The 26,174-nt window shown below is 43.3% G+C and carries 15 protein-coding genes; 8 read left to right on the top strand and 7 right to left on the bottom strand.

The window, feature by feature from the left end:
* The first annotated feature begins 335 nt into the window (after positions 1-335).
* Positions 336-2,372, top strand: coding sequence for an MATE family efflux transporter (locus tag RDO37_RS03515; protein WP_308498130.1), 2,037 nt, complete (start codon positions 336-338; stop codon positions 2,370-2,372).
* Between the two features lie 426 nt (positions 2,373-2,798).
* Here RDO37_RS03515 and RDO37_RS03510 read toward each other — a convergent pair whose 3' ends face one another.
* Entirely contained in the window at positions 2,799-4,025 is a 1,227-nt protein-coding gene (locus tag RDO37_RS03510) for a DNA cytosine methyltransferase (protein ID WP_308498129.1), read from the bottom strand.
* Between the two features lie 652 nt (positions 4,026-4,677).
* On the bottom strand, positions 4,678-6,108 hold the full coding sequence (locus RDO37_RS03505; RefSeq protein WP_308498128.1) for a class I SAM-dependent methyltransferase: 1,431 nt from the start codon (positions 6,106-6,108) through the stop codon (positions 4,678-4,680).
* A gap of 458 nt (positions 6,109-6,566) precedes the next feature.
* On the opposite strand from RDO37_RS03505, the gene RDO37_RS03500 reads away from it, so the two are divergent.
* The 7 genes from RDO37_RS03500 to traF all read left to right on the top strand — a co-directional run bounded on the left by RDO37_RS03500 (position 6,567) and on the right by traF (position 19,183).
* A complete protein-coding gene (locus tag RDO37_RS03500; RefSeq protein ID WP_308498127.1) occupies positions 6,567-7,757 on the top strand; it encodes an efflux RND transporter periplasmic adaptor subunit in 1,191 nt (396 codons plus the stop codon).
* Between the two features lie 114 nt (positions 7,758-7,871).
* Positions 7,872-10,205 carry a MacB family efflux pump subunit gene (locus tag RDO37_RS03495; RefSeq protein WP_374045300.1) on the top strand — a complete coding sequence of 778 codons (2,334 nt, stop codon included), beginning with the start codon at positions 7,872-7,874 and terminating at the stop codon, positions 10,203-10,205.
* A 569-nt stretch (positions 10,206-10,774) separates the two neighbouring features.
* Positions 10,775-12,061: a peptidase T gene (gene pepT / locus RDO37_RS03490; protein ID WP_308498126.1), complete on the top strand. Its 1,287-nt coding sequence runs from the start codon at positions 10,775-10,777 to the stop codon at positions 12,059-12,061.
* A 250-nt stretch (positions 12,062-12,311) separates the two neighbouring features.
* Positions 12,312-13,352 carry a dTDP-4-dehydrorhamnose reductase gene (rfbD, locus tag RDO37_RS03485; protein ID WP_281710381.1) on the top strand — a complete coding sequence of 347 codons (1,041 nt, stop codon included), beginning with the start codon at positions 12,312-12,314 and terminating at the stop codon, positions 13,350-13,352.
* A gap of 250 nt (positions 13,353-13,602) precedes the next feature.
* On the top strand, positions 13,603-15,120 hold the full coding sequence (locus RDO37_RS03480) for a TolC family protein (RefSeq protein ID WP_308498125.1): 1,518 nt from the start codon (positions 13,603-13,605) through the stop codon (positions 15,118-15,120).
* Positions 15,121-15,914: 794 nt separating this feature from the next.
* Positions 15,915-17,084, top strand: coding sequence for a porin (locus tag RDO37_RS03475; protein WP_308498124.1), 1,170 nt, complete (start codon positions 15,915-15,917; stop codon positions 17,082-17,084).
* Positions 17,085-18,535: 1,451 nt separating this feature from the next.
* Positions 18,536-19,183: a conjugative transfer signal peptidase TraF gene (traF, locus tag RDO37_RS03470; protein ID WP_308498123.1), complete on the top strand. Its 648-nt coding sequence runs from the start codon at positions 18,536-18,538 to the stop codon at positions 19,181-19,183.
* A gap of 78 nt (positions 19,184-19,261) precedes the next feature.
* Here the strand turns inward: traF and RDO37_RS03465 are convergent, their stop codons facing one another.
* The 5 genes from RDO37_RS03465 to RDO37_RS03445 form a co-directional block, all read right to left on the bottom strand.
* Entirely contained in the window at positions 19,262-20,371 is a 1,110-nt protein-coding gene (locus RDO37_RS03465; protein ID WP_308498122.1) for a hypothetical protein, read from the bottom strand.
* Positions 20,361-21,092 carry an OmpA family protein gene (locus RDO37_RS03460; protein ID WP_308498121.1) on the bottom strand — a complete coding sequence of 244 codons (732 nt, stop codon included), beginning with the start codon at positions 21,090-21,092 and terminating at the stop codon, positions 20,361-20,363. The genes RDO37_RS03465 and RDO37_RS03460 overlap by 11 nt, the downstream gene beginning before the upstream one ends.
* The gene (locus RDO37_RS03455; RefSeq protein WP_308498120.1) at positions 21,089-23,035 is read right to left on the bottom strand and encodes a hypothetical protein; all 1,947 of its coding nucleotides are present in this window, start codon (positions 23,033-23,035) and stop codon (positions 21,089-21,091) included. The genes RDO37_RS03460 and RDO37_RS03455 overlap by 4 nt, the downstream gene beginning before the upstream one ends.
* Before the next feature lie 437 nt (positions 23,036-23,472).
* On the bottom strand, positions 23,473-24,201 hold the full coding sequence (gene nagB / locus RDO37_RS03450; protein ID WP_308498119.1) for a glucosamine-6-phosphate deaminase: 729 nt from the start codon (positions 24,199-24,201) through the stop codon (positions 23,473-23,475).
* Positions 24,202-24,607: 406 nt separating this feature from the next.
* On the bottom strand, positions 24,608-25,597 hold the full coding sequence (locus RDO37_RS03445; protein ID WP_308498118.1) for a MurR/RpiR family transcriptional regulator: 990 nt from the start codon (positions 25,595-25,597) through the stop codon (positions 24,608-24,610).
* Positions 25,598-26,174: the final 577 nt, after the last annotated feature.

Here is a 26,174-nt window from a genome sequence, read left to right as displayed (position 1 = left end):
TGCTTTGGGATTTGGCTTAAGCATTTGTTATTGGTCTTAGCATTTTGCCTAATGGCTTGGTTTTGATGGGATAGGTAAATATGGTTGGTTGTTGAACTGTTGCTGTTGAACAACTGTTTACTTAAACAGGTATAACACTCAAGGATTACATCCTTTTGTGTCTGTCATGAGATTGAATAAAGAATGCCTCACATTAGTGGGGGCGATTGCGATGACTTGAGATCTAGCGTAGAGCAACAGTTAATGACTGTTCATGCTCAAAGAGCATCAGTAACACTGTTGATTCTAAAGAGGCTTGCTTGCTAACCAACTTGCATCAAACAAGGAGGTTAAGTATGAGCAAGATTGTATTAAGTAAGGCTGACAAAGATTTTTCTTGTTCAGCAGACGCAACTATTAGTGTTTCCAAAGAAGAGGGCGCATCCTGCCGCATCTTTAGCTATGACGATGCTACTCGTGCAATGCGCACTATCTCACCTGTGCATAACTCGCCGGGTGCGGGCGGTTTAATTGCAGCTAACTCTGTTAAGGCCACTAGTGCCTCTAACAAGGCTCAAGATCGGACACGTGAGGCAGTTAAGGCATCTTTAGCTAAGAGCAATGAAGGAACCTTTGCAGATTTAGTAGAGCTCAATGGCGATCCATGCATGGCTGCATTAGCTGATGGTGCGATTGATCATGAGGCAGTTGTTGTTGCAGCAAAGACTAACTTAGCTAGCAATATCCTCAAGAGTAATGATGCTAAGAGCATGCACTCACACATGGTAAAGACTAAGAGTGACATAGCCATTACTGCTGAGGCTGTTGCATGCGTTAATGCTGTCACTGCAGACGCGCTGTCTAATAGCAATATTCTTGAGGCAAGTACTGAGGGTATAAAAGCTACAGATAAGCCAAAGAAGATTGAGGCGGTGGCTCAAAGAGCAGCTAAAGCTATCGGCATTAAAGGAAAAGAAAAGGGCGATGTACAGTTTGTGGCTAATACTTTGCCGCAGCGTACATTCTTGCAGCAAATCGCTCACACCTTATCCTTATTTTTACCACTGTTCATGGGTCAGCTTGCTGCTACTTCCATGGGTGTAGCCGATACCTTGATGGCAGGTGCTGCAGGTACCTTAGAGCTATCTGGCGTGGCTATTGGTAGCTCGGTATTCTGGCCTTCTGAACTGTTTGTAGTGGGTATGGCGCTAGCGATTCACCCTTTAATTTCAAACTTAGTCGGCTCTGGTGAGCTTGATAAAGTTGCCTTGCGTATGCAGGTAGCTGCAGTTTGTACCTTATGCTGTGCAGTAATTGTTGGTTTCATCATCATGTTAGTACCTCAGGTATATCTGATGTTCCCTGAAACTGATCAGCGCATGGTGGCTATTGGTCAAGGCTACTTAATTGCAACTGGTCTTGCTATGCCTGGCTTTGCTCTGTTTAACGTGTTACGTGCCTACTGGGAAGGTCTTGGTAAGACTCTGCCAACTCTCTTCTTTGGTTGTATGGCGCTTACTTTAAATGTACCGCTTAACTATATCTTCATCTTTGGTCACTTAGGCATGCCTCAGCTTGGTGGTGTTGGTTGTGGTGTAGCTACTGCTCTTACCATTTACATCACTTCATTTTGCATGCTGATCTATGTACGTAAGTCTAAGCATTTTGCTCATGTACGTATCTTTAAGAAGTGGCTCAAAGTTGAAAAGGGTATGTACAAAGCTTTCTTAAAGCTCTCCTTACCTTTAGGCGTGGCAGGTATGATTGAAACTTTATGCTTCTCCTTAGTAGCAATCTTACTCTCCCCATTCGGTCCGGTGATTGTTGCTTCTCATACCATTGCTATGAACGTCTCGGGTATGCTCGCAATTGTTCCAATTGCTCTTAGCTCTACTGCTTCAATTGAAGTTGGTGAGGCAATGGGTGCAAGCAGCTGGAAGCAGGCTAGAAGACGTGCTTTAAGTTCAGTGTTAATTGCCCTAACCTTCTACTGTGTTGGCGCTACTTTTCTGTTTACATCAGGTGACTTAGTAGCTTCATGGTACTCAGATGACTCAGAAGTTTTACTCTTAGCTCCAATTTTAATGCTTTACTGCTGCGTATTCTTCTTCCCAGAGACGCTGCAGGTTATGGCAACTGGTGTTTTAAGAGGCTTTAAGGACTCACGTTCTATCTTCATCGTAACCATCGTTGCTTATTGGTTAATCGGCATGCCAATTGGCTATGCCTTAGGCTATGGTCACGTTGATATTGGTTTAGATGGTGCTGAGGGCTTCTGGCTTGGCTTTATTATCTCCTTATCTGCCGCTGCCATTATGCTCTGTATGCGTCTTCTCTATATCTTCAAGAAAAGAATTGTCCCAAGCGCTAGCAACTTCAGCCAGGGTTTCTAATCCACGTCGCATGCATGTGAGCCACATCTGTCACATGCATGTTCTTAATTAACAATTGCCCACCAACATTGGCTGCAACCCCAAGGCTCAAGGCCGTGACGTCCTTGAGCATTTTGAATAGAGATTTCTCGTTTCAGGCTATGAGGCCTTGAGACTTTCATTTCAAACAAACCACGCGTTCAAAATGTATGTAAACCCAAAGCATGTATGTGAGTTCACACTCACATGCGTGCTTTTTTAGTTTCACTGCATGTTGTTGCTGTCTAAAGGTTAAACAATCTTGCTATGCACATAGTGCATATCATTCCTTCTAAGATGCATGTCTTAGTGGGAATGCATCTTATCTTTGCAAATTGTTATGCACAGTATCTTTAAGTTATTTATAGCTGCAGCTAAGCAAGGTGTATATCAAGCAGCTATGTTTGTTTATAAGTTGAGTTTAGTGAGTATTTGCTTGGCTGTGGCTTCGATGGCGGGCACCGCAACGCTATTGCCAAAGAGGCGATAGGCCGCATGGTTGCATACGCCAATAATGAAGTTCTCTGGATAGCCTTGCAGTCGAGCCCATTCACGTGGGGTCATGCTGCGAATATACTCGCTATTGATTTCGTACTTGTAGCGGCTGAGCTTATTCATAGAAACAAGGCGCTTATCAACAAGCAGATTACGCTCGCGTCCCATACCTCCCACCACAATAGCATTAGCTACAGCATCATCATCTAAGACCTCATAACCAAAGCCATTGCCTTTAGTTGAGTGTCGTTCTTTATGTGCAATTAAGGTATTGAGGTACTTTTGAGAAAGGTAGTACTTACTATCAACCGCTTCTTGTTCTTTGATATCCGCAATTGTCTTGCTACAGTCAGTTGGGCTTGGATAATCAAAAGACGAAATGCCTATATCAGATCTAAAGCCTACGATGTAAATACGCTCACGGTGCTGAGCAAGACCAAAGTCACGGGCATTGACTAGCTGCACATCAGGTACATAGTAGCCAAGATCTTCTCTTAGCATTTTTAAGATTGTCTTAAGCGTCTTGCCTTTATCATGATTAGTAAGGCCTTTTACATTCTCAAGGAAAAAAGCTTTAGGCTGTTTTAGTTTGATGATCTTTGCAACATCAAAAAAGAGCGTGCCACGAGTCTCCTCAAAGCCACGTCTTTTACCGGCAAGCGAAAACGCTTGGCAAGGAAAGCCAGCACAGAGGATATCAAAGTTGTCAGGAATGAAAGCTTTAACCGTATCTTGAGTGATATCCCCAAAAGGCATTTCGCCATAGTTCATCAAATAGGTTGCTCGTGCATGATAGTCCCACTCAGAGGAAAAGACACATCTACCACCAAGATTTTGCAAGGCTAGTCTAAATCCGCCAATGCCTGCAAACAGGTCAACAAAGGTAAAGGTGGGATTTGTAGTCGGGGCAAAAGGTACCGCATAGATGTCTTTAAACATCTCGTGCACATCAAGAGCGGCCTTGTTAAAGGAAGACTTTTTAAAGCGCTTATCGCGATGCGCTTCAACATAGTCTTTACAGCCTTCAATTAAGGCTAATGCTGCAGCCTCATACGGCTTTACAAAGGTAGTGCCCTCATGATGCAAATAATGAGTGATGATGGCCAATTGCTCAGCAAAGTCTGGTCTATATTGGCTCATCATATAACGACCATTATGATCATTACATTCGCTGCAGGCAGCGTCATCACAACTACTATGCCTCTCTAGTACATTGCTCGCATTAGCATCAACTAGAGTAGCAAGGGGACTTACTTTTAGCGCATGGCTCAAAGACTCGCTATAAAAGTCGAGCTTTGATTTGTTGCCTTTGCTCAGCAATTTGATGCTAAAAGGTATTAGTCCCATGCTGTGATTCACTGTCAAAAATATCGATGTGCCAAAAACCGCGTTACACCGCGATTATTGCATACGCCTTTTCCGACCAAGATAGCTATCTTAATAAGCGCTTCCCAAGGACATTATCATATGCATCGCCATCAGAGTATCAATAACTAAAGGCAAGCGAGCGACCAAGACTAAGCCCAAGGCTAATAGTTGCAAGGCAGCTTGGAGGGTAGATGCTTGCAGCAAGGTAGCTTACGATGGCGCACACTTGCGGCAAGGTAGCTTATCGGGGCACATAATGGCAGCAAGCTTTGGGGGCGGCTGATAAGCTATGCCTATATAGCTTCGTCTTATGATGTGCGTGTGGCTATTGCAATTGATTTAGCTAGTTGGTGTGGCTTGGTATGCAGCCAAAGCCTAACGCCATTCGTTAGGCTTTGGTGCATTGGATGGTACCTGGTGGAGGCTAGTTAATCAGGATCTCAAAGCCCTTGAGGTAGAAAGTCTCTGGGCATGGTAAAGAGACAACGTGGTCAATGTCTTGGCGTAATGTGGTGACTAACTGTGCCTCAACATTTGCTTCTAAAGCGGCATCAGCGATGATCTTTTGGAAGAGATCTTCGGTCATGAGGCCTGAGCAAGAGAAGGTTAAGAGTCGACCACCACTTCTGACTAATTGCATACCCAGACGGTTAATGTCCTGATAGCCACGGCAGGCTGAGACTAAGTTTGATTTGTTCTCAGCAAACTTTGGTGGGTCAAGAATCACGATATCAAACTTGGTGCCTTTCTTAACCTCTTGGCGTAAGTATTCAAAGACATCCTTGTTGATAAATTTGCAGCGGCCTGGATCAAGGTGGTTGTGCACTACGCCTTGACGAGCTGCATTGAGGGCATTGTCTGATACATCCACATTAAATACAGCCTTAGCACCGCCTTTAAGCGCATGTAGACTAAAGCCACCTGTGTAGGAGAAGCAATTGAGCACGGTAGGACCGGTTTTGCCATCTTCTGAGAGAGCCTTAAAGGTCTTGCATAGCTCGTAAGTATGGTAGCGTGATTGTCTTTGGTCTAGATAACCGCCAGTCTTATGGCCATGCTTAACGTCAATTGGGATCTCAACTAAGCCACGCTCAAGCACAAAGAGAGTATCTGGAATAGCCTCATCTAAGGAAATGCGTTCGCTAAGGTTTTCTGAGGTCATAGCAGCGCCATCAGCTGCGCTTTGTGATGCGCTATCTGCATCAGTGACGATACGCTTAACTGAGGTAATTTGCTTAGAGTCTTTAAGGCCATTGCCCGCTTTGTCTTTGAGGTTATAAGCTGGGCTTAAATCCTCAGGGTCGACAAGGCCAGCTCTAAGTGGGAGGTTTTCTTTGCTGCGAGACTTGGCATCAGAGCGCTCATAAAGATAGCAATCAGGGTTTAGCTCATGGAGTGCACGGAAGATGTGGTTATAGCAAGATTCCATGCCTGATGAAGAAATGGCAACGCTGATGACATTGTTGAAGCGATCAACAATCAAACCTGGCATGTAATCGCCTTCAGCTGACACAAGACGAATGCCATGATCGCCACGGATCTTTAAGGCACCGCGACGTGCCATAGCGCTGGCAATACGACCTTTAATAAAGTCGTAATCAATGCGATCTTCTTGTCTAAAGGAGATAGCACGCAGCATGATTTGTGAGTATGGAGAGAAGTGGGCATAGCAAAGGAACTTAAGCTCACTTGAGAGCACCTGACAGAGAGTGCCTGACTTAATCTCTTTTTTGTCTATGACAGGAGCATCAGCCCTGGCGTCAGTTAAAACCTTATCCACTGCCTTTGAAAAGATCCATGGATGATGACGCAAGAGTGACTTTTCACGTCCAGCATGTAAAACAAAAGAGATCATTGCCTTCTCCTCAGCACTAAAAACCAACGGCTAATTATAGCGGATTAGGCATGGAGCTGTACAAATCTAAGCTTCCTCTTATAGCGGATTAGGCATGGAGCTGTACAAATCTAAGCATCCTCATTTTCGCCTATCTTAATAGTTGTACACTAGCGTTCACCATCGGCTAAACACATATTTGAGTGCAAGCATGGACATTTGCTTGCTTTGTGTTTAGGCATGAACAGAGTCTTTAACGTATGCTTAGGCATGAGCAGAGTATTTAGCTTATGCTTGCGTGTGCACGACATGGCTTGTACTCATGCGGCATTTTCAGGAGCACTCTTTGGCTTAAGAGGCATTTTTATGTGCTCACCATATTTTGAATGATGTGGGCACCATGCTTTTGATGATGGTTAAAGTATTATTTGTTTTAGCAGTGCTTTTGGTGATACGTGCTTATTATTAGGAAAACAAACATGAGACGAGATAAGGCAATTAAGTATGCCATCATTGGTACGGTAGCCCTTGCGCTTAGTGCTTATGCACTGTATCGTTTCATGCGCACAGAACCGCTAAACTACATGACCTCGTCAGCTCAGGTCAGAGATATTCGTCAGCAGGTATTTGCTAGCGGCAAGATTAGTGGCAAGACTCAAGTTGAAGTGGGTGCCCAGGTCTCAGGTCAGATTAAGAAAATCTATGTAGCCACTGGTGATAAGGTCAAAGCAGGTGACTTACTTGCGGAAATTGATCCTGAGATTCAGCAAAACGATCTGCGCCGTGCTCAAGCCCAAGAAATGCAGATTAAGGCTCAGATTCGTTCTAAGAAAGCACAAATTACCCTCTACAAGGCCGAAAACACTCGCCAACAGAATCTGTTAAAGACTGAGGCTACTTCCAAGCAATCTGCACAAAAGGCAGCAGCCGATTATGAAATGGCGCTTGCTGATCTCGACTCGCTCAATGCTCAGTATGAGCAAGCTGTAGTATCTGTTGCTGATGCTACTACTAATCTTGGTTATACCAAGATCGTGGCTCCAATGGATGGAACCGTCTATGCCATTCCTGTAGAAGAGGGCCAAACCGTTAATGCCAATCAGTCGACCCCAACAATTTTAAAGATGGCCGATCTTGAGACCATGACGGTAGAGGCTGAGCTCTCTGAGGCTGATGTGGTTAAGGTAAAGCCTCCAATGCAGGCCCGCTTTACCATTCTAGGTTTGCCAGGTCGTTACTTTGATGCCCAGCTTTTATCTGTAGATCCAGCACCTGCATCTGCTGCAACTACCAACAATAATGTTGCAACTTCAACAGATACCGCCGTTTACTACAACGCTCAGCTTGATGTTGATAACAAAGAGGGCTTATTGCGTATTGATATGACAGCTGAGGTGGAGATTACGGTAGCTGAAGCCAAGCAAGCAGTAGTGGTACCGCTTGCAGCCGTGCAAAATGAAGGGTCTGATGGAAGTGCAACCATTTATCAGCTCAAAGATGGCGCTGAGGTAGTAGCCCAAAGCGTCAAATTAGGCATACGTGACGATCAGTACGTGCAGATTTTATCTAAAGATTTTGATACCTCCACTCCTATCATTATTGGCGAGGATGTGGCCTCTGCAGCCGGCAAGGCAAGTAAGGCACGTACACGTGGCCCACGCATGTACTAAGGCAAACTCAGCTAAATGAGTTTTGGATATATAAGCAAAATCAAGTTTTATGCTTTGGTTAAGCAGTGTAGTGTTTTTGCAAACTAAACAATCTTTAGAGCATGGAGATAGAGCATGGGCTTCTCAACTAAGATAGCTTCATCTGATAAAAGCGCGGAGTCATTAGATCAGCGCTTAGCATGCTCTGAAGTGCTGCTTGAGCTTAAAAATGTACGCCGTGCATATATGTCAGGAGATGCCGAGGTAGAGGTACTGCACGGCATTAATCTTAGTGTACGTAAGGGGGAAATGCTGGCCATTATTGGCCCATCAGGCTCAGGCAAATCTACCCTCATGAATATCATTGGCTGTTTGGATACACCAAGCTCAGGCAATTACTTTGTTATGGGTAAAGATACCCACAATATGTTGCATGATGAGCTCACTTCCTTACGCCGTGACTTCTTTGGCTTTATCTTCCAGCGCTACCACTTACTTGGTCATTTATGTGCACGAGAGAATGTACAAGTTCCATCGGTTTATGCAGGTGTTCCTAAGAAAAAGCGTGATGAGCGGGCGCTTAAGCTCCTTGAGGATTTAGGTCTTTCACATCGCTCTGAGTATCGTCCAGCGCAGCTCTCAGGCGGTCAGCAACAGCGTGTCTCGATTGCAAGAGCACTGATGAATGGTGGCCGTATTATTTTGGCCGATGAGCCTACAGGTGCGCTTGATTCAAAGTCAGGCCGTGATGTGATGAACACCTTGCAAGAGCTCAACTCACAAGGCCATACCGTCATCATAGTTACTCACGATCCACGCATCGCCGCTTGTGCCAAGCGAGTAATCTCCATTGAAGATGGCAATATCACATCCGATGTCATCAATGAACATCCTGCCAAGTTTGAGCTGCATATGGATGGCTCCAATGAAGACACACAAGCAAGCGAGCAAGTCTCAAGTCATGACGAGTCAAGCGCCAATGCACAAGGCGGCAAAGTAACAAGCACCCATGAACCGCAAACCCATGCTCCTGTCATGCATGAGGCAAGTATTGCTCCTAGCATGCATGCGTCAAGTCATGATCCTAGCAAGCATGCGTCCAGTCATGATCGTAGCATGCATGCGTCAAGTCATGACGAGCACGATGAGCAATACACCAGGGTAGCAACCAACACCGCTGCAGCCACAACAAGCACGAGTACTCAAGAGACTGCAGATACTCTATTTGCTTATGGATCTAAAGGTAATCCATGGCTCTTTAAGTTGCATGCCTATACAGACAGATTCAAAGAAGCCTTTGTGATGGCCTATAGAGCCATGCTATCTAATCGTATGCGTACCTTGCTGACCATGCTTGGTATTATCATTGGCATTATGGCTGTGGTGACTGTGGTGGCGCTAGCACGTGGTGCATCAGAGCAGATTATTTCCAACATTGCAGCTATGGGCACTAACACCATTACTGTCTATCCTGGACAAGGAATGGGTGATGTTAGAAGGGGACGCATACAGACGCTGACGCCGCGTGACTTAAATGCACTGCAAGGGCAGCCATTTGTCGATTCAGTATCGGCTACAGTGCAAACCAATGCCTTGCTTAGACGTGGACAAAAAGAGGCCAATGCCACGATTCAAGGTGTCTCAAGTGAGATGTTTAGGGTCTATGGTTTAGAGCTCAAAAAAGGACGCTTGTTTAACGAGATAGAGCTTAAGAGTAACGCTCAAGTTGGTGTGATTGACGATAACACTGCCAAGCTCTTCTTTGCTACTGAAGACCCACTTGGGAAGACCATCATTATTGGCAAGGTGGTAATTAGAGTTATTGGAGTGCTAGCAAAGAGTGACTCTTGGGTAATTCGTGGCACTAATCCAACAGTGTTCATACCATATACATCGGTAATGACGCGCTTAGTAAACCAAAACTATTTGTCGTCTATCGTGCTTAGAATTAACGATGGCTTTGCAGCACCAGTGGCAGAGAATGCCATCAAGTCTATCTTGGTGACACGTCATGGTAGAGAAGACTTCTTTATGCAATCATCAGATACCATTATGAAGTCAATTGAAAATGCTACCCGTACCTTCACCTTAATGATCTCGGCTATTGCTGTTATTTCTTTAGTGGTGGGCGGCATTGGTGTTATGAACATCATGCTCGTATCAGTAACTGAGCGTACTAAAGAAATTGGTATTCGTATGGCTGTGGGTGCAGGACGTGGAGACATCCTCTCGCAATTTTTAATTGAGGCGGTGATGGTATGTCTCATTGGTGGCCTCTTAGGCGTAGTCCTGTCATATATTGCAGGTCACCTCATCATGCACTTTGCGCCAAACATAGTATTGTCATACTCACTAACCTCAGTTATAGCTGCAGTAATGACTTCATCAGTAATTGGTATTGTCTTTGGCTTTATGCCAGCACGCTCTGCATCAAGACTCAATCCAATTGATGCCTTAGCCCGCGAGTAACACTAACTCAAGATCAAGCAAGAATGATCTAATCAGACTACTAATATGCCTATAGAGACGGCTCTGCATTCTGACTAGCTACTCCGCTCATAAAGAAGGATCTCAATGAGCGTAGTATGCACTGAGTATGCTCTAGACCTGAGATTGATATGACCTTGCTATGAGCTTGGTATGATTTTGTTTTGAGTTTGGTCTGAGCTAGGTCTGATTTCGGCCAAGCTGGGGCCTCGGGGCTTAAGAGGTTAAGTTAAGACTTTGAGGTACCCTCTGTAACAGAAAGTGTCACTGCTAAAAGCTACAGTTTCTCATTGAGTGTGGCTTTTTCGTGTCTGTAATGGCTATAAAAAATCACAACAAAGATCTTTTGGGCTCAATCGATTAGAATAATAGGATGCTCTCAATCTTGCACATGCTCTGACTGACGTGTTGCAGTCTTGGCAGATGAATATTTTCAAAGGTTAACTAGGCTTGGGCAAGCTAGAAGGCTTACATTAAGTAAACTTTGATGCAATAAGATGCTGATACGCTTAGGTGTTTATCATTAATTTTGGCTAACAGGAAGGAAGCAAATGCAAAAGGGTGATGTTAAAGCTCTGGAGTTGAAGGTTCAGGAAGATGATTTACTCAAGCAGTTTGTAGGACTGTTAGACTACGACACCCGTGCTGACTTTACTAGCCAAGACAAGCCATCAAGTGCTGGTCAGCTGCGTTTAGGCGCTCACTTATTAAGCCGTCTTTCTAAGCTAAAGTTAAAGCCTATTCAGACTAAAGAGGGTGTGATCATCACCCGTATTCCAGCTACCAATGGCTACGAGAATAAAGAGAAGCTCTGTTTACTTGCTCACTTAGATACCGCTCCTGATGCTTCATCAGATGGTGTAAAGCCTTCTTTAGTTACTGCTTATAAAGGCGAGGGTATTGAGCTTGATAGCGGTGCTATTATCGATCACAACATTTCACCAGAGCTTGCTAACCACTTAGGCGAAGACATTGTTGTAACCGATGGCACTACTTTATTAGGCGGTGACGATAAGGCAGGTATTGCTGTGCTCATGCACTTAGCTGAGCGTCTTGCCGATGATCGTATTGTTCACGGCCCAATCACCATTATCTTCTCAGTTGATGAGGAGATTGGCAGATCTACTAAGTACCTGGATATTGAGACTATTGACTGTGACTTTGCTGTAACCATCGACGGTTGCGAGCGTGGCGAGTTAGACATTGCTACTTTCAATGCTGAAGGTGCCAAGATCATTTTCCATGGCAAGGTAGTACATACTGCAGTTGCTTACGGCAAGATGAAGAACGCCATCAAAATGATGACTGACTTTATCGACCTTATGCCTCACGAGGAGTCTCCTGAGACTACTAAAGATGAGCAAGGCTTCTACCACGTGCATGATGCCATGGGTAATGTAGAACAAGCTGAACTCATGATGATTTTAAGAGACTTTGAAAAGGAAGGCTTAGAGCGTCGTCATGCCTTTGTTGAGCAGGCTGTAGATAAGATTAACGAGAAGTATGGCCAAGGTTCATGTGAGGCAATCTTTGTTAAGCAGTACGAGAACATGGAGACTGTACTTAAAGAGTCACCTGCCATCGTAAACTACTGCCGTGCTGCATTTGACCGTGCCAATATCAAGCTTACTGAGATGAAGGTGCGTGGCGGTACCGATGGTGCTAACTTAAGCTGCCGTGGTCTGCCATGTCCAAATATCTTCGCTGGCCCTCTTAACTGCCACGGTATTTACGAGTGCCTGCCTGTGCCTTCACTGCATGCAAGCTTTGAGGTAACCAAGGCTTTAGTTGAGTTAGTGGCTTTAGGCCAAGACGGCAAATCTCAAAAGGCTGAGTAATTAATACTAAAGGTAAGGTAAACCTAAACTTTTAGTACAGACTAGCCCACTACCATGCAAAAGCGTACGAAGCTGGGCTAGGTTAAAAACACTTTCTTTTCTTGTGATGTAATCAGGCACAAGCTATTAATTAGACTAGCTTGTAATAAGTTAGTAGGCAGCGCCTGATGCCATACCCATAAGCAAAGGTGGGAACCTCATGCATGCGCTTGAGGGATCATAAGTAGTAGCTGTTCACGGATATATAAGCATGGCAACAATCTTTTTAACCGGTTCTCAAGGACAAGTTGGAACTGAGATTGAGTTTGAGCTACTCAAGAAAGGACATAAGGTTGTCTCAGCTAATCACAGTACTTTAGATATAACCAATAAAGATTTTGTGCTCAGTGCTATTGAAGAGAGCCAAGCTGATCTGATTATCAATGCAGCATCCTTTACTAACGTAGAGAAGTCTGAAGAAGAAATTGCTCAGGCTTATAACGTTAATGCCATTGGTGCAAGAAATCTCTCTATTGCAGCTCACGCCAATGACATCCCGCTTATCCATATTTCAACTGACTACGTCTTTGATGATGATAAGAACTACCCTCATAATGAAGATGACGCAGTAAACTCTGAGTGCATTTACGGCAAGAGCAAGATTGAGGGTGAGACCTATGTACAAAACTCTTTGTGCAAGTACATCATTTTAAGAAGCTCATGGATATTCGGTAGGTTTGGCAGCAACTTTGTAAAGGCCATGCTGACCATGGCACAAGAGCAAACTGAGATTGCTGTAGTGTGCGATCAATTAGGTAATCCAACTCCAGCCCAATCTTTAGCAGACTGTATTGCCAAGATTGCAGATAGACTTCTTGATGACAAAGACTTTAATGAGTGGGGCATTTACCACTACTGTGGCTTTGACGCAGTTACCTGGGATCAGTTTGCTAGAGTTATCTTCGATCATGCAATCAAGATGAATGCTATCCCTCATGAAGTCTCGGTTGTGCCAATCAGTAGTCAAGAGTTTAAGTCCAAAGCCAAGCGTCCATTTGATAGCCGCCTTAGCTGTGAAAAGATTAAAGAGGTCTTTGCTATTGAGCCTCCATTATGGGAAGCCTATTTACCTGCAGTAATTGAAAGCTATCAGCGTGAGCGTCAAGGACTGAGTCCTATTGATAACTACGACCATAAGTTCAGCACTATTGCTCCAATCTTCCATGACCAAGAGGCCCTCGAAAAACTCTGGTCAGAACAACAAAATAGCAATGAAGTAGAGCAGGTAGCACAGACAAACGAAGCTAAGTAGCCAACAAGCACTTTAAGTATTTGAAAAAAAAAAGCAATCCAAACCACCTTGCCGAGATTGCTCCATAAATGCGGTCTGACGCCTTGGTTCAGGATAATCCTGGTACCTCAGCTCAGACCGTTTTGCATTGTTATAAGACCATTCTAAGTTCTAGCTATAGAAAAACGTCCATAATGCAACTAACGCTTTTGTTTAAGGCAAAGCAAGCAGTAGCAAACAGTGGATGTATTGGTTTTCCAAAGGAGTGAACATGCTAAATAAAGGCAAGGCAACCGCTAGCAAAGCTGCATTACTCTTAAGTAGTGTTTTGCTTAGCTCATGTTCAATTATGGAAACTGAGTATCAAGAGCAACTTAAAGCGCCTGCAAGCTACGGCAGCATCAATAATGAGGTATCAGCCATTGCTAAAGGAGAGCGGGCGCTGACAGGCGAGTCCGAGCAGTCAAATCTTGAATATGACTTTTATAAAGGTTTTGGCGATGACAAGCTCACCATGATGATTGAGACGGTGCTTGCCAATAATTACGAGCTCATTACTGCATATAATAACCTTAGAAGTGCCGAGCTTGCTCTACAGCTTACGAATACCAATTATCATCCTGATGCATCAGCATCTCTAGGAGCTTCTGCAACTAAGGACTTAAGTCAGAGCTCGAAAACTATGAAAGGATCGAATAGCAGTCTTTCACTTTCATATGAGTTAGATCTCTTTGGCAGATTGAGTGCTCAGTCTCGAGCATCTTATGAAAGGTTCAAGGCTAGTGCATATGATTACCAAGCCATGCGTTTAACCATGATTGAACGTACGGCTGAGTATTACTGGAATTATGTGTATGCCATAGAGAATCTTAAGTTGGCCAAAGAGCAGCTAGCCACCTCTCAAAAGCGCTTAGAGCTCATTAGTGAGATGCTTAGGCAGGGCGCTGCAGATGGTCTTGAGTATGATCAAGCCATGGTCAATCACAAGATCAACGAACAAGCTCTTTATAACGCTGCATATTCACTTACCTCAGCACGTAATGCGCTAAATGCCTTAGCCTCGCGTTTTACAGAGGTTGACGCAGAAAAAGACATAAAAGCTGATGCCTTGTACTCAGCAGCCAAGGTAAAAGTAGCTACCGTTATTCCATCAGCTTTATTAAAGCAGAGACCAGACTTGAGGTCATACGAGTCTAAGTTGAGAGCAGCCTATGCTGATACAGATGAGGCCACTAGCAACTTTTATCCGCAGTTTAATATCTCTGCACGACTTAACAGTGCTGACTCTACTTCATTAACTAGATTCTTTACCGATCCAGTAGGAGCCCTTGGTGCTGTGATCACCTTTCCTTTCTTGAACTTCAATCAGCTCTCTATACAAAGGGAGGGAACATTTGTCAAAAAGGATCAGGCGCGACTAGACTTTGCCAATGGCTTTATTACAGCGGTAAAAGAAGTCTCTGACAGAATTAATGAGCTTAGCAATCAAGACTTGCTCTTTAGTAGCTACAAACAGGAATTAGAACTCACCGAACGTAATTACCAGCGTATAGAAGAACGCTATCGTTTGGGTGGTGCATCCTTAAGTGAGCTCTTAGATGCTGCAGACAGTCTGCGTAGTGCCAAGAACAAGAACCTTATGGCTCACAAAGATCTGTTAATTGCTACTATCAAACTCATGACTGCAGTAGGCGGCGGTACCTTTGAGAATCAACTACAGGACACCATCAACCCACAACAAACTTTAGATTCAGCCCAAAAAGTACACGACACTACATCCCAAAGATAATCAAGCGCTATAAAAAGACATACAAAGTACCAAAATGTGTATCGCTGTTAGCTAAAAATAAAGAGTTACAAAGTACCAACATGTGTGTGTCGATGTAAGCTAAAAATAAAGAGTTACAAAGTAGCTATATGTGTGTGTAGATGTAAGCTAATAATATATAGTTACAAAGTAACAACATGTGTGTGTAGATGTAAGCTAATAATATATAGTTACAAAGTAACAACATGTGTGTGTAGATGTGAGTTAAAAATAAAGAGTTTCGACATCAAAAATCGTGCACTCTTGTGCCCAAGTTGTGACAGCAATGGAACATAAATGTGCAACCAGGGAACTTTAGACAGTCAAAAGCGTTTTTATTGACATTAAAAAGGCGTTGCTGTCATGAATGATGTCAAAAATTTGCGTTGCATCACAAATTTTTATGGAACCCCACGAAACTTGATTGTATACAAGATACAAACTCGATATATAAGCCATTTGTAGCCATGATAAAAGTAATTTGCAATGTAAGATTTGGCTAAAATTTATGTTAAACCGATAGTTGTCATACAAGCATCAATGGCCATTTATGGCAATAATGTTTGTGTATATAAGCTACGCTAATGCATCAGTAAATCGCAAATATAAGCGGTTTATACATAAGTTGGTTTTGATGCCAATGGTTTCTTTTTAAGAGCGTCGTCACTCAATTGGTCATAGTGGCAAATTTTTCTTTCAATAGTGGTATAGTGTCTCACGTGAACAGAACACGTTCACACTTTCTTTTTATAAGATAATTGGGATAGATAAAAATTATGAAGAAGTCATTTTTAGCTTTAGCTGTTGCTGCTTTAGCTGCTGCTTCAATTTCAACCGCTTCTGCTGTTACTGTTTATGACAAGGACGGCACCTCTTTAGCTGTTTACGGTCGTGTTCAGGCTGTTGTTTACTCTGACAAGACTGGCAACGCTGACTTCACTGGCACCGATGGCACTCTTGATCAGAACGCTACTGCTGTTGGTTCAGGTCGTCTTGGCTTTGACATGCGTACCCAGGTTTACGGCGACATCGCTGCTTTTGCAAAGATGGAGTGGGACGCTTCTGACGGCAACGGTCACCCACAGTTCGACGCTCGTTACATGTGGCTCGGTTTTGACTTCGCTCAGGCTGGTCAGGTTAAGTTAGGTACTTTTGAGCCTGCTATTAAGTACGCTATCGGTCAGACTGATATCTTCGACGACTGGGGCTGCACCGGTTTAGCTGGTAACGACGACAAGCGTGAGGCTATGGTTCAGTACAGCTGGTCCGGCAACGGCTTTGACGTTCTGGCTTCTGTAGAGTTACCTGGCACTGGCGTTCACGTTGACGGCGCTCACGAGTTAGGCGAGATCGCCGACGTTGACTACGGTGTTGCTTTAGCTCTCGGTTACACCTCTCCAGACGTTGTATTCGGCCCAATCGCAGTTCGTGCTGGTTACGAGAAGGTTGAGTTCGCTGATTCCTTAAATAACACAGATAATACAAGCACCCCTCCTCAGGCTCCTAACGCAACCTTAATCTATGACTCATATGATCAGTATGCAGTTGGCTTATCATGGGGTTCTTTAAACTTAGGCCCTTATGTTGGTGCTGTATACCACGAGCGTGAGTTTGACGTAAATAGCCTTCAGGCTGGCACCGATGGCTACAAGGTATCCGTAACTGGTTACGAGTTTGTAGTTGGCTACTCATTTGCTAACGGCATTTCTGCACGTACTGGCTTCTTAGCTCAGGAATACAAGCAGGATGCTGCTAAGGTTAAGGCTAAGACCGTTCCTGTATATGTAAACTGGCAGCTCAACCCACAGGTTAACGTATGGGCTGAGGCAAGTTTCGATGCTGGCACCGATGACTCTAAGGATGCAAGTGGCAAGGACTTCGCTTCTTTAGCTGGCGGCAACTACGCTGAGAACGTATTCTCTGCTGGTGTTCGTTACCAGTTCTAATAACAGGTCGGTTTAAGCCGATTTGTTAAAACGGTCTGTGTTACAGATTGTACTTAAGGTTTATCAACGAAAACCTATGGAGCAGCAGACTATACCCCTGCTGCTCATTAAGAAACGATTAATACAGGGTGAGCTACTTAGCATTGCTCAATGCTTGCCGCGACTAGATCGCATTCTCTATCCCAACAAGCAGGGTGACGACTCGTGCCAGGGATGGAATTGAGCGTAAATGCTATGTCATTGCCATCCATGGCGCAATAGCACTGCTAGGCAGTGCAAACCCTGTATTTTAGTGGTCTAGATGATGTCCTTAAAAAATAAAACAGACTTCGGTCTGTTTTATTTTGCCTATATAGTTAGCCATGGCTAACTATATGCAAGCACTAATACCCCTCAAAAAGCAGATACCTCTGCACTTTACTCATCCCACTCTTAACTCAATCCAAGTCTTATCTGTCTGTACACAATCCTCTGCAGTTCTCTCATGCCAATAAGATATGAAGTAACAAGTCACAGCAGTATTTAATTGCTCTAATACTAATAGCTATATCAGCAAGCTTGGCAAGTTCTGCCGTGTTAGTTATTACTTCGATAGGCAAGCGTGTTTTAACACGATGGCTGTGTTAGATATGTTTTATGTTTGTCGTGGCAGACGATCTGATTTTAAACCATGAAATTCTCTTCAATTGTCATGGAATGATGCAACATATAGGCAGTATATAGCTATTTAATAGCCGTATGCTTAGCTACTTGTAAAAATGTGTCAATAAGAATTGATGTATTGCATATGTTGTCACAAGATTTGCATGTTAAACTATATAAGCTGAGAACTTCGATTTGTGCTTCAAACTCCATTGTCATTTTATTGATGGGTATAACTGATCTTTTTGATTAGTGGTTTGATCATTTCCTTACTAGACTGTTGGTATGTATTACTCCGACAGCATTTACTCCAAATACAGCTCTACCTCTATCCCAAATAGAAGATATCTTCAATTTGTAGACTTGTTTGGTAGATTGCGCTTGATCCGATAAGCAACATCGAATCACAAGGCTAATCACGCTGCCTGATATTAAAGAGATGTTATTCTCCTAAAATACAAGCCTGGCAAGGCAAATCGAAGTTCTGTGCGCTTTCCTCCTTATAGAGTGCATCAATGCTTACCTCCTCTAGATCCCCTTTCAAGATTTTGACACCGCGTAAATGCAGCAAATCTCTCCTTAACGCCAAGTTTTACCAACATCGACCATTTATACGTTCTAAGACTGTCTCTAATATAAAGATTGCAACTAACATTGCCACCAAAGCCTCTGCAGTCACAGAAAGTCATTCATCAAGCTCAAGTAGAAGCACAAGCTCTAGCCATAACCATAAGCTCAAAAGCGCACCTTCTAAGCGCTTAAGGTCAACAATTGGCAAGGTCTTTTTAGTCTTGGCAGGAGTTATCTTCGTGGCAAGCCTAGCCATGAATGCTGCGCTTAGTTATTTTCAGCTGTACTTTAATGTGTCCGAGTCATTGCCTTACGGTCTGTATAAAATTACCTATATCCATAAGCCAGGACTCAACCCATTTGCCTTTAGTGATAACCGCGATGCTATGCAGGATGGTAGTGCAGTGGCGGCTACAGATAGTAGTGACACGGCTGCTTTATCTGATACAACTGGCAGGTTTGATGGTGCGGTTGCAGAGCGCGATGCTAAGAGAGGTAGTGACTATAGCCTAGAGCGTGGCATGCTCGTATTAGCGTGCCTACCAGATGAGGTAGCTAAGCTTGCCTATGAGCGCAATTACATCGCCAGTGGCAAGTGCAAGGGCGGCTATGCACCTGTGGGAAAGTATATTCAGGCGATTTCTGGTGATGAGGTTAGATTTACCTCAGAAGGCATTTTCGTCAATGGTATCTTGCTTGAGAACAGCAAGCCATATGCAATCGATGGAGAGGGCCGTGCAATGCCTGTGATGCTGCAGGACATGGTGTTGCCTAAATATGAGCTTCTACTCCTAAACAACTATGCAGGCAGCTTTGATAGCCGCTATTACGGCCCAATCCCAAGCAGATACGTAGTAGGAACTCTAAAGCCAATTTGGACGTTCTGAGTATTAACACGCCTTTCATAGAGTCAAAACATGTAAAGGCGTGTTAGATATGTGTAATGGCTTTGTTGCTACCTTCAATCATTCTAGTTTATATGCAATAGCATTAGTAGATGATAGAACTGTCCAATCTTTGAATTGATAGCTAATCCTTGTATTAAGATCTATAGCTACCTTCTTGCTTGGCCATGCTGCATCAAAAGTTCTTTCAGCTAGACTATATTTTAGTTCTGGTGCAGGCCAACCTGGAACCATGAAATGCTGCAGGCATACGCGTAGTGTTTGAGGGGCTTTAGCTAGTTTTCGCTCCCATTCACGTTTAGAAAAAGTAAGACCTTGTTTGGCCCTTAAGCTTTCTATTTTTTCTTGATCTTTAGGATCTATGTAGATACGCTCATGGCTAGGCTGTTCTTTATGGCATAAAGAGCACAAAGCTATTAAGTTGCTCGGCCTTGTGTCATTTTTGTTGCCGTTGATATGATGGGTATGTAATAGGTTCTTGTGCTCACTTAGATTTACACCGCAACCTTGACAGCACCAACCAGATTTAGTTCTGACATTTTCAGAAATACTGGCCCAATCTTTTGGATATACAGCCATATCCTTAGCTACATTTGATCTACTAGGAAGATTCTTAAACTTTGTAGAGTAAGTCTCAAAGAACTCATTGAGATCAAAGGATTCATAGATTGAAGTTTTGCGTGCACCAGCGTATTTGTATCCCTGGTAATCAAGTTTATTTAGGCAAAGCTTACATACGCATAGTCTTTTAGTGATTTCGACTTGCCGGCTAGGATCATTATTTAAAAAACCAGCAATCTTAAACTCACCGGAAGTGTTTGTAGTAGCTATATAGCGCTCAAACCTTTTCCTCGACCTCATCTCATCAAGCTTGTCGCAGTCAGCGACGTGAAACTTATTGCCCGTAGATGTGCCGTTGATTACGCCCTCGATATACCTACCGTGATCAGGGATGTATAACAGGACGTGTTGACCCTTGTAAGTTAGCAAGCCATCAATTGTTTCGATATCTTTGAGTTCAATGTTCTTGCCAGCTTTTAGCTCAGCAGCTATGCGCTCATACTCAGTATCTTCCCAAGTCGACTCAATAGTTAAGTTAAAGTCAGTAGTTTTCTCTGTAATGCGCCTTACAGCTTTCCATAAGGCGTCAAACTTATTGTTAAGTTTCATTGCTTTCACTCAACATGCGCTGTAGCTGCTTATCGGCATTAGTCAGAACTCTGAAGGTAACTCTTCGTGAAGCATCAGCATTTTCATTGCCTTCAGTGTCTGTAACAATATGGCTTGAGGAAAATCCTATTGCCGCTATGTGCTTTTTCATCCAAGTCTTTTGTTCTGATAGTTCAGGCATGGTTTGAACATGGAATAGTACAGATCTGGTTCTCTCTTGCGACAGGATCATATTGTTTGCATAAGCCTCATCTTCAGAGGCTTTAGAGCTCCAGTAGGAGCTAGCGTGACCCTCAATACGGATCTCTTGAATGCTGTCGCGATACTCCTCTAGTCTTCTCATATATCTTGGGAAGAAGTCATTGAGAATCTCCTCAAATTCAGGCTTTAACTTAGCTGAGCCAAATTCAAAGAGAATAGATATATCAGTGAACTCAACCGAAAGTGTTTCGCGATTAATCTTGGCACTCCACTTAGGCAGGTCATCTCGAAACTCATCCATCAATGAGTAATAGATGGCATATTGTGTATTTTCATATGCCACAGCAATGTTACGCATCTGATTGCGTTGCTCATATGCGTGTCTCATGAGGGCAATACTTACAAAGAGAAACACCATCATGAGTCCTGACATTAGATCTGATGAGCTAACCCAATGTTCAACATCGTCTTTTTCAGTGGTGCTATTGCTTAGCCCCTTTCTCAAGAATAACTTACTCAAAATCTGGAGCCCTCTTTGGTTGCATGTTCATAGCGATCTGCAATTGTGTTAGCAATGGTTGCCAATGCAGAGCCTAATGAGTTCAGCGCACTGTTGAGTTCACGAGTCATTGCATCATCAAAATGTGTTATCTCTTTCTTTATCTCATCATGAACGTGAAGTGCAATTTGGTCAACAGCATCGTTAACTTTAGACATATTAGTTTTTATAGTTGACTCTGCAGTGGTTAAAGCATCGGAGGCCATCTTCTCGGCAGTTTTGCTAAATGTATTGTATGTAGACTCAATAGTTGAAGAAGCTGACTGTCCTGTCTCCACCAGACGCTGCTGTAATTGCTTAATTGCGGCTATTGTGTTGTCGATAGCAGCCTTGGTCTCGGTGTTGAAGTTATTCATGTTTACGCCGAGATTCTTAGAGTTGTTCAGAATTTCCTCAGATGTTGAAGCTAAGGCATCTGATGTTGCCTTGGCATGACTACTAAAGTCATTAGCTGCTGATTTCATACCGTTTGCAGCCTCATCAACCGTTGTAACGATCTTATCTGATGCTGTCTGTACAGATGTTTTCAAGTTGTCTGATAAAGAGCCAACTGATGTAACTAGGCCAGCGGTAACAGTTGTGACAGATGACTTTAGATCATCGGACAGTGAACTTACAGAAGTCTTGAGACCCTCAGAAGCAGAGCCGACAGAGGCCTTGAGATCATCGGACAGTGAGTTTACAGAAGTCTTGAGACTCTCAGAAACAGTGCCGACAGATGCCTTGAGATCATCGGATAGTGAGCTTACAGAAGTCTTGAATCCATCGGAAGCCTTGCCGACATTAGAAACAAGATCTTGGGATAATTGATCTACTGAGCTCTTGAGGCTTTCTGACGTAGATTTGGTCTGCTCGCTAAAGTTCTTTACTGCAGAGTCAATGTCTTCAGAGACGGTGTTGATAGATGACTTGAGCTCTTCAGTCATGGTAGTAACGCACTTTTGAATCTCAGGAACTGCTTGAACAGCCTTTTCGCGAGTCTGTGCCATAGTCTCCATGTGATGATCCATATCATCAATTTGGACTTGTTGAGCGGTAAGAAGCTTATCAAGGTTATCCATGGTCTTAGGTATGGCTTGGGTAGTGTCAGCAATGGTTACCATGGCATCTTTGCTTTGTTCTAGAAGCTCTACTGCAGCCTTATATCTGTTCTCAAGCTCAATGAGATGCTCACGATACTCTTTTTGCCACTCTACCAGCTTACCAACTGCTTCGTTCAGCTGTTTAAAGTTCTCACCAAACTGTTCAGTAAGCTTATTATTGAAGTCGGTTATTACGTTCTTTAAGGCCTCAATAATTTGATCAGATGCAGCATGTGACATCTTCTCGATAAATAGCTCGAGCTGCTCGCTGAGCTCTTTTCTAAAATCTTTAAACTCTAAGAGGCTAGATTTGGACTGGTCAGACAGGTCAGAGCGTAAGAGTCGAGTTTGTGAAAGCAAAGAGTTATCACCATCACTACCAATTGCAAGAATCAGCTTTTCAAACTTGTCAGACTGATCTTTCATGGTCTTTAAGATCTCAGGAGCGAGATCCTCATCCTCTGGGATCTCCTCAACCTTGTCTTTACGCACTTTAAATGAAGTTAAGAGCTTAAATAGGATAGTGCCGCCCATACCTACAATACTGGTATTAAAGGCAGTCTTTAGGCCATTGAGTAATGATGGGATACTATCGTCGATATTCTCAGGATCAAAGTCTTTGAGACCATAAACAATGCCGATAAAGGTACCAAGGATACCCAGAGCCGTCATGAAAGCTGGGATGTACTCTTTGAAGCGTTGCTGTATGTTAAGAGCATGGCATACCATGCCGACGAAGAAAGCGATGAAGATAAGGATAGTGATTGTCTGAGAGACATGATCCTCAAACAAACCGCCAAAGAAAGAATAGATACTGCTCATGTTTGATTGATAGCCACTATGGGTGAAAAGTGAGCAAATAATATCAAGAAAGAGCAGATATGTCATAAATTTATGGGATATATTTCATATGTATCTTGATGGTTTAACTGGATTCATGTCAAAACCGCCAAAATCAAGTAAAAATCAGATATTTTGGTTTGTATAGATACAAAGATTTAACATAATTATATGCTTAAGCGTATGTTTTAAGAAACTGTTTCTTGCTTAAGCATAGTTATACTTATGTAGGGCTATTAGTTTTGCCAATTGAAAATATGCTGGTTATAGACGGTGTGAAAGGTTTGTTGATAATTGGGCAGGATGTGGTGGCAGGAGAGTTTTGAAATGAAAAAGCCCGTATCGTAGGATACGGGCCTTTTAGATAGGGACGATGCCCTTAATGAAAAGTTAGACTTAAGTTTGCGTCTAGCTAGACATTAGTCAACGAGGCTTAAAGCGTCGTCGTCAGCAACGATGATTACGTCGTGGTGTAACTGGAGCACAGAAGCTGGGCACTCTGGGGTGATTGGGCCCTGGATGGTGTTCTTAATAGCCTCAGCCTTGTCCTTGCCAGAAGCGATGAGTAATACGGTCTTAGCCATCATGATGGAACCGATACCCATGGTGTAAGCCTGACGTGGTACATCATCAGCAGAAGCAAAGAAGCGCTTGTTAGCTTCGATAGTGCTCTCGGTTAGGTCTACGCAGTGGGTGTTGCGCTCGAAAGATGGAGCTGGCTCGTTGAAGCCGATGTGACCATTGCGGCCGATACCTAAGAGCTGAATGTCTACACCGCCCATGGACTCGATAACGCCGTCATAACGCTTGCACTCGGCAACTGCGTCTGGGTTCTTACCATTTGGCAGGTTGATGTTCTCTGGCTTGATGTTGATGTGGTCAAAGAGGTTGTGGTGCATGAAGTAAACGTAGGACTGATCGCTCTCCTTGCCAAGACCACGGTACTCGTCGAGGTTTACGGTCTTAACCTGAGAGAAGTCCAGATCGCCCTTCTTGTACCACTCGATCAGCTGCTTGTAGGTGCCAATAGGGCTGGAGCCAGTAGCTAAACCTAAAACGCAATCAGGCTTGAGGATAACCTGAGAAGAAATGATGTTTGCGGCTTTACGGCTTAACTCTTCATAGTTGCTGGCACGATAAATACGCATTTTAATCTCCTAGTCGAAAATCATAAAAAGTTTAGCAGGCAATCTACAGCGCACTAAAGACTACATAAGCGTAGTACCTTGATAGTTGTGAAGCCTAATGAAATCTGCCGTCTAGCTTGGTTATTTTAAATTCACCATGCATCTTAGTGGCGGCTAAAGTAACAAAGCTTAATAGCACTGTGTGTGTATATGAATCTAAAAGATCACAGAGCTTAGTTACTTAATTTCAGCTGCAACTGCTGTTTAGTTAGTAAACATGGCGCAAAGTCCTTTTGGCAGTCTACAGCTAAGTATACACCCTCACATTGATATGAGGCTGATATATAACTTGTTTGTTAACCTTGCTTGGCATACGTATGCGCTAGATTAATGATTGTTATAAAAGCTCATTTCTCGTGAGCTTGTTCTAGTCATCAGCGTAGAGGATGTTACGCATAAAGTGCGCACCTTTGCCATCGGCATTACCATGCTCATCAGCCTCTTGAGCGTTATGGGCATGATTGTGATCCTCTAGCTCGTTGGCTAGTGTTGCAACTGATAGTAAACGCGGATTGCAAAAAGCGCTGATCGCTCTGCCAGTCTTTTGTTTTGCATCAATTGCATCTTGTCCTAGCTTTTTACAAAGCTCGGTATAAATAAGATCAATAATGAAAATAACTGCAGCCTTAGAGTAAATAGAGCCAGAGTCTAAGAACGTCTCTCTGATCTCATAGAAGAGACTCTCATCAGACATCTTGGCTAGCGCACTGTCTTTGTCAGCTGTTATACCGAAGATCTTGCAGCCTTCTTGTTTAGCAAGCTCGCAGGCCTTGATGATCTCAGGAGTTGTTCCTGAGTTAGAGAAAGCAACGAGCAAATCACGGCGTTTGAGCATTGAACACATCATGAGCATTTCATGAGTTTCAATAAAAGCACGTGAATCTATTCCAATGCGATTGAACTTAAAGGCACTGTCTGCAGCAACAAAGCCACTATTACCTTTGCCAATAAAGTACACGCGGTTTGCCTTAAAGAAGAAAGAGGTAATACGTGCAAGACTCTTATGATCGATACCTTTAGCAGTCCGTCTGATGGTATCAGTCATAAGCTGCGTAAGCTTGCTTACTGTGTCCTCTGAACTTTCATCTAAGGCAATGTTTACAGAGATCAGATGTCCGATGTTCTCACCAGATCCGACCTCTTTAGCTAGCGCAATCTTAAAAGCCTGCAGTGATTCATAACCAAACTTTCTAACAAATCTGGTGATAGTTGCATGTGAGACGCCACAGCTTTTAGCCATCTCTGAGATAGGCGCATTACAAACTTCTAAACCTTTGGCCTGGATGTAGTTCATCACAGCAAGGTCTGATTTGGTCATATTAGGCTTAGCTTGTTCGAGAGCTTCTAGTATGTGCATACTGCGTTTCCATATGAGTGAAGCGAGTACACTCAACTAGCCGTTCTAAGCGAATAGAACGTTATCAAAGTGCCCGCATGAAGACCTGAAACAAATTGGTTACTGCCAAAAGAGGAGTAACATTAAACTTTGTGTATTGTGAAGTTTGCATTGAAACCTTTCTCGAGGAGTTACCCTCAGCGTTTGACAAAAAGTTGTAACAAATCAGATAAATTTGGCGATGTTACAAATTTTCATCAATCAAAGATGATTATAGATCTATTATATGGAAAAAATTTTCATAATGCATGAAAGTTTTAAAAATTTGCTCTACATCAAACTTCAATACAAAACTAAATCCAACAAAAGATGTGATTTATAAGCCGTTTAGAGTAATCCTGGCGCGATCAAATTAATAAATCTACCTCTCTCTGTATGTCGTACATGCCGCTATATAGGATGCATGACATTAGTGGTGACAGGGATGTTGGCGCAAACAGGGAATAGGCGGATGGATTATGGTGAAGCCTGCAAACACGGAATAGGCGGATGGATTATGGTGAAGCCTGCAAACACGGAATAGGCGGTTAGATTATGG

Origin of the sequence: uncultured Anaerobiospirillum sp. (assembly GCF_902485895.1) — a bacterium.
Classification (GTDB): Bacteria; Pseudomonadota; Gammaproteobacteria; order Enterobacterales; family Succinivibrionaceae; genus Anaerobiospirillum; species Anaerobiospirillum succiniciproducens.
This window is presented reverse-complemented; position numbering and strand designations above follow the sequence as displayed.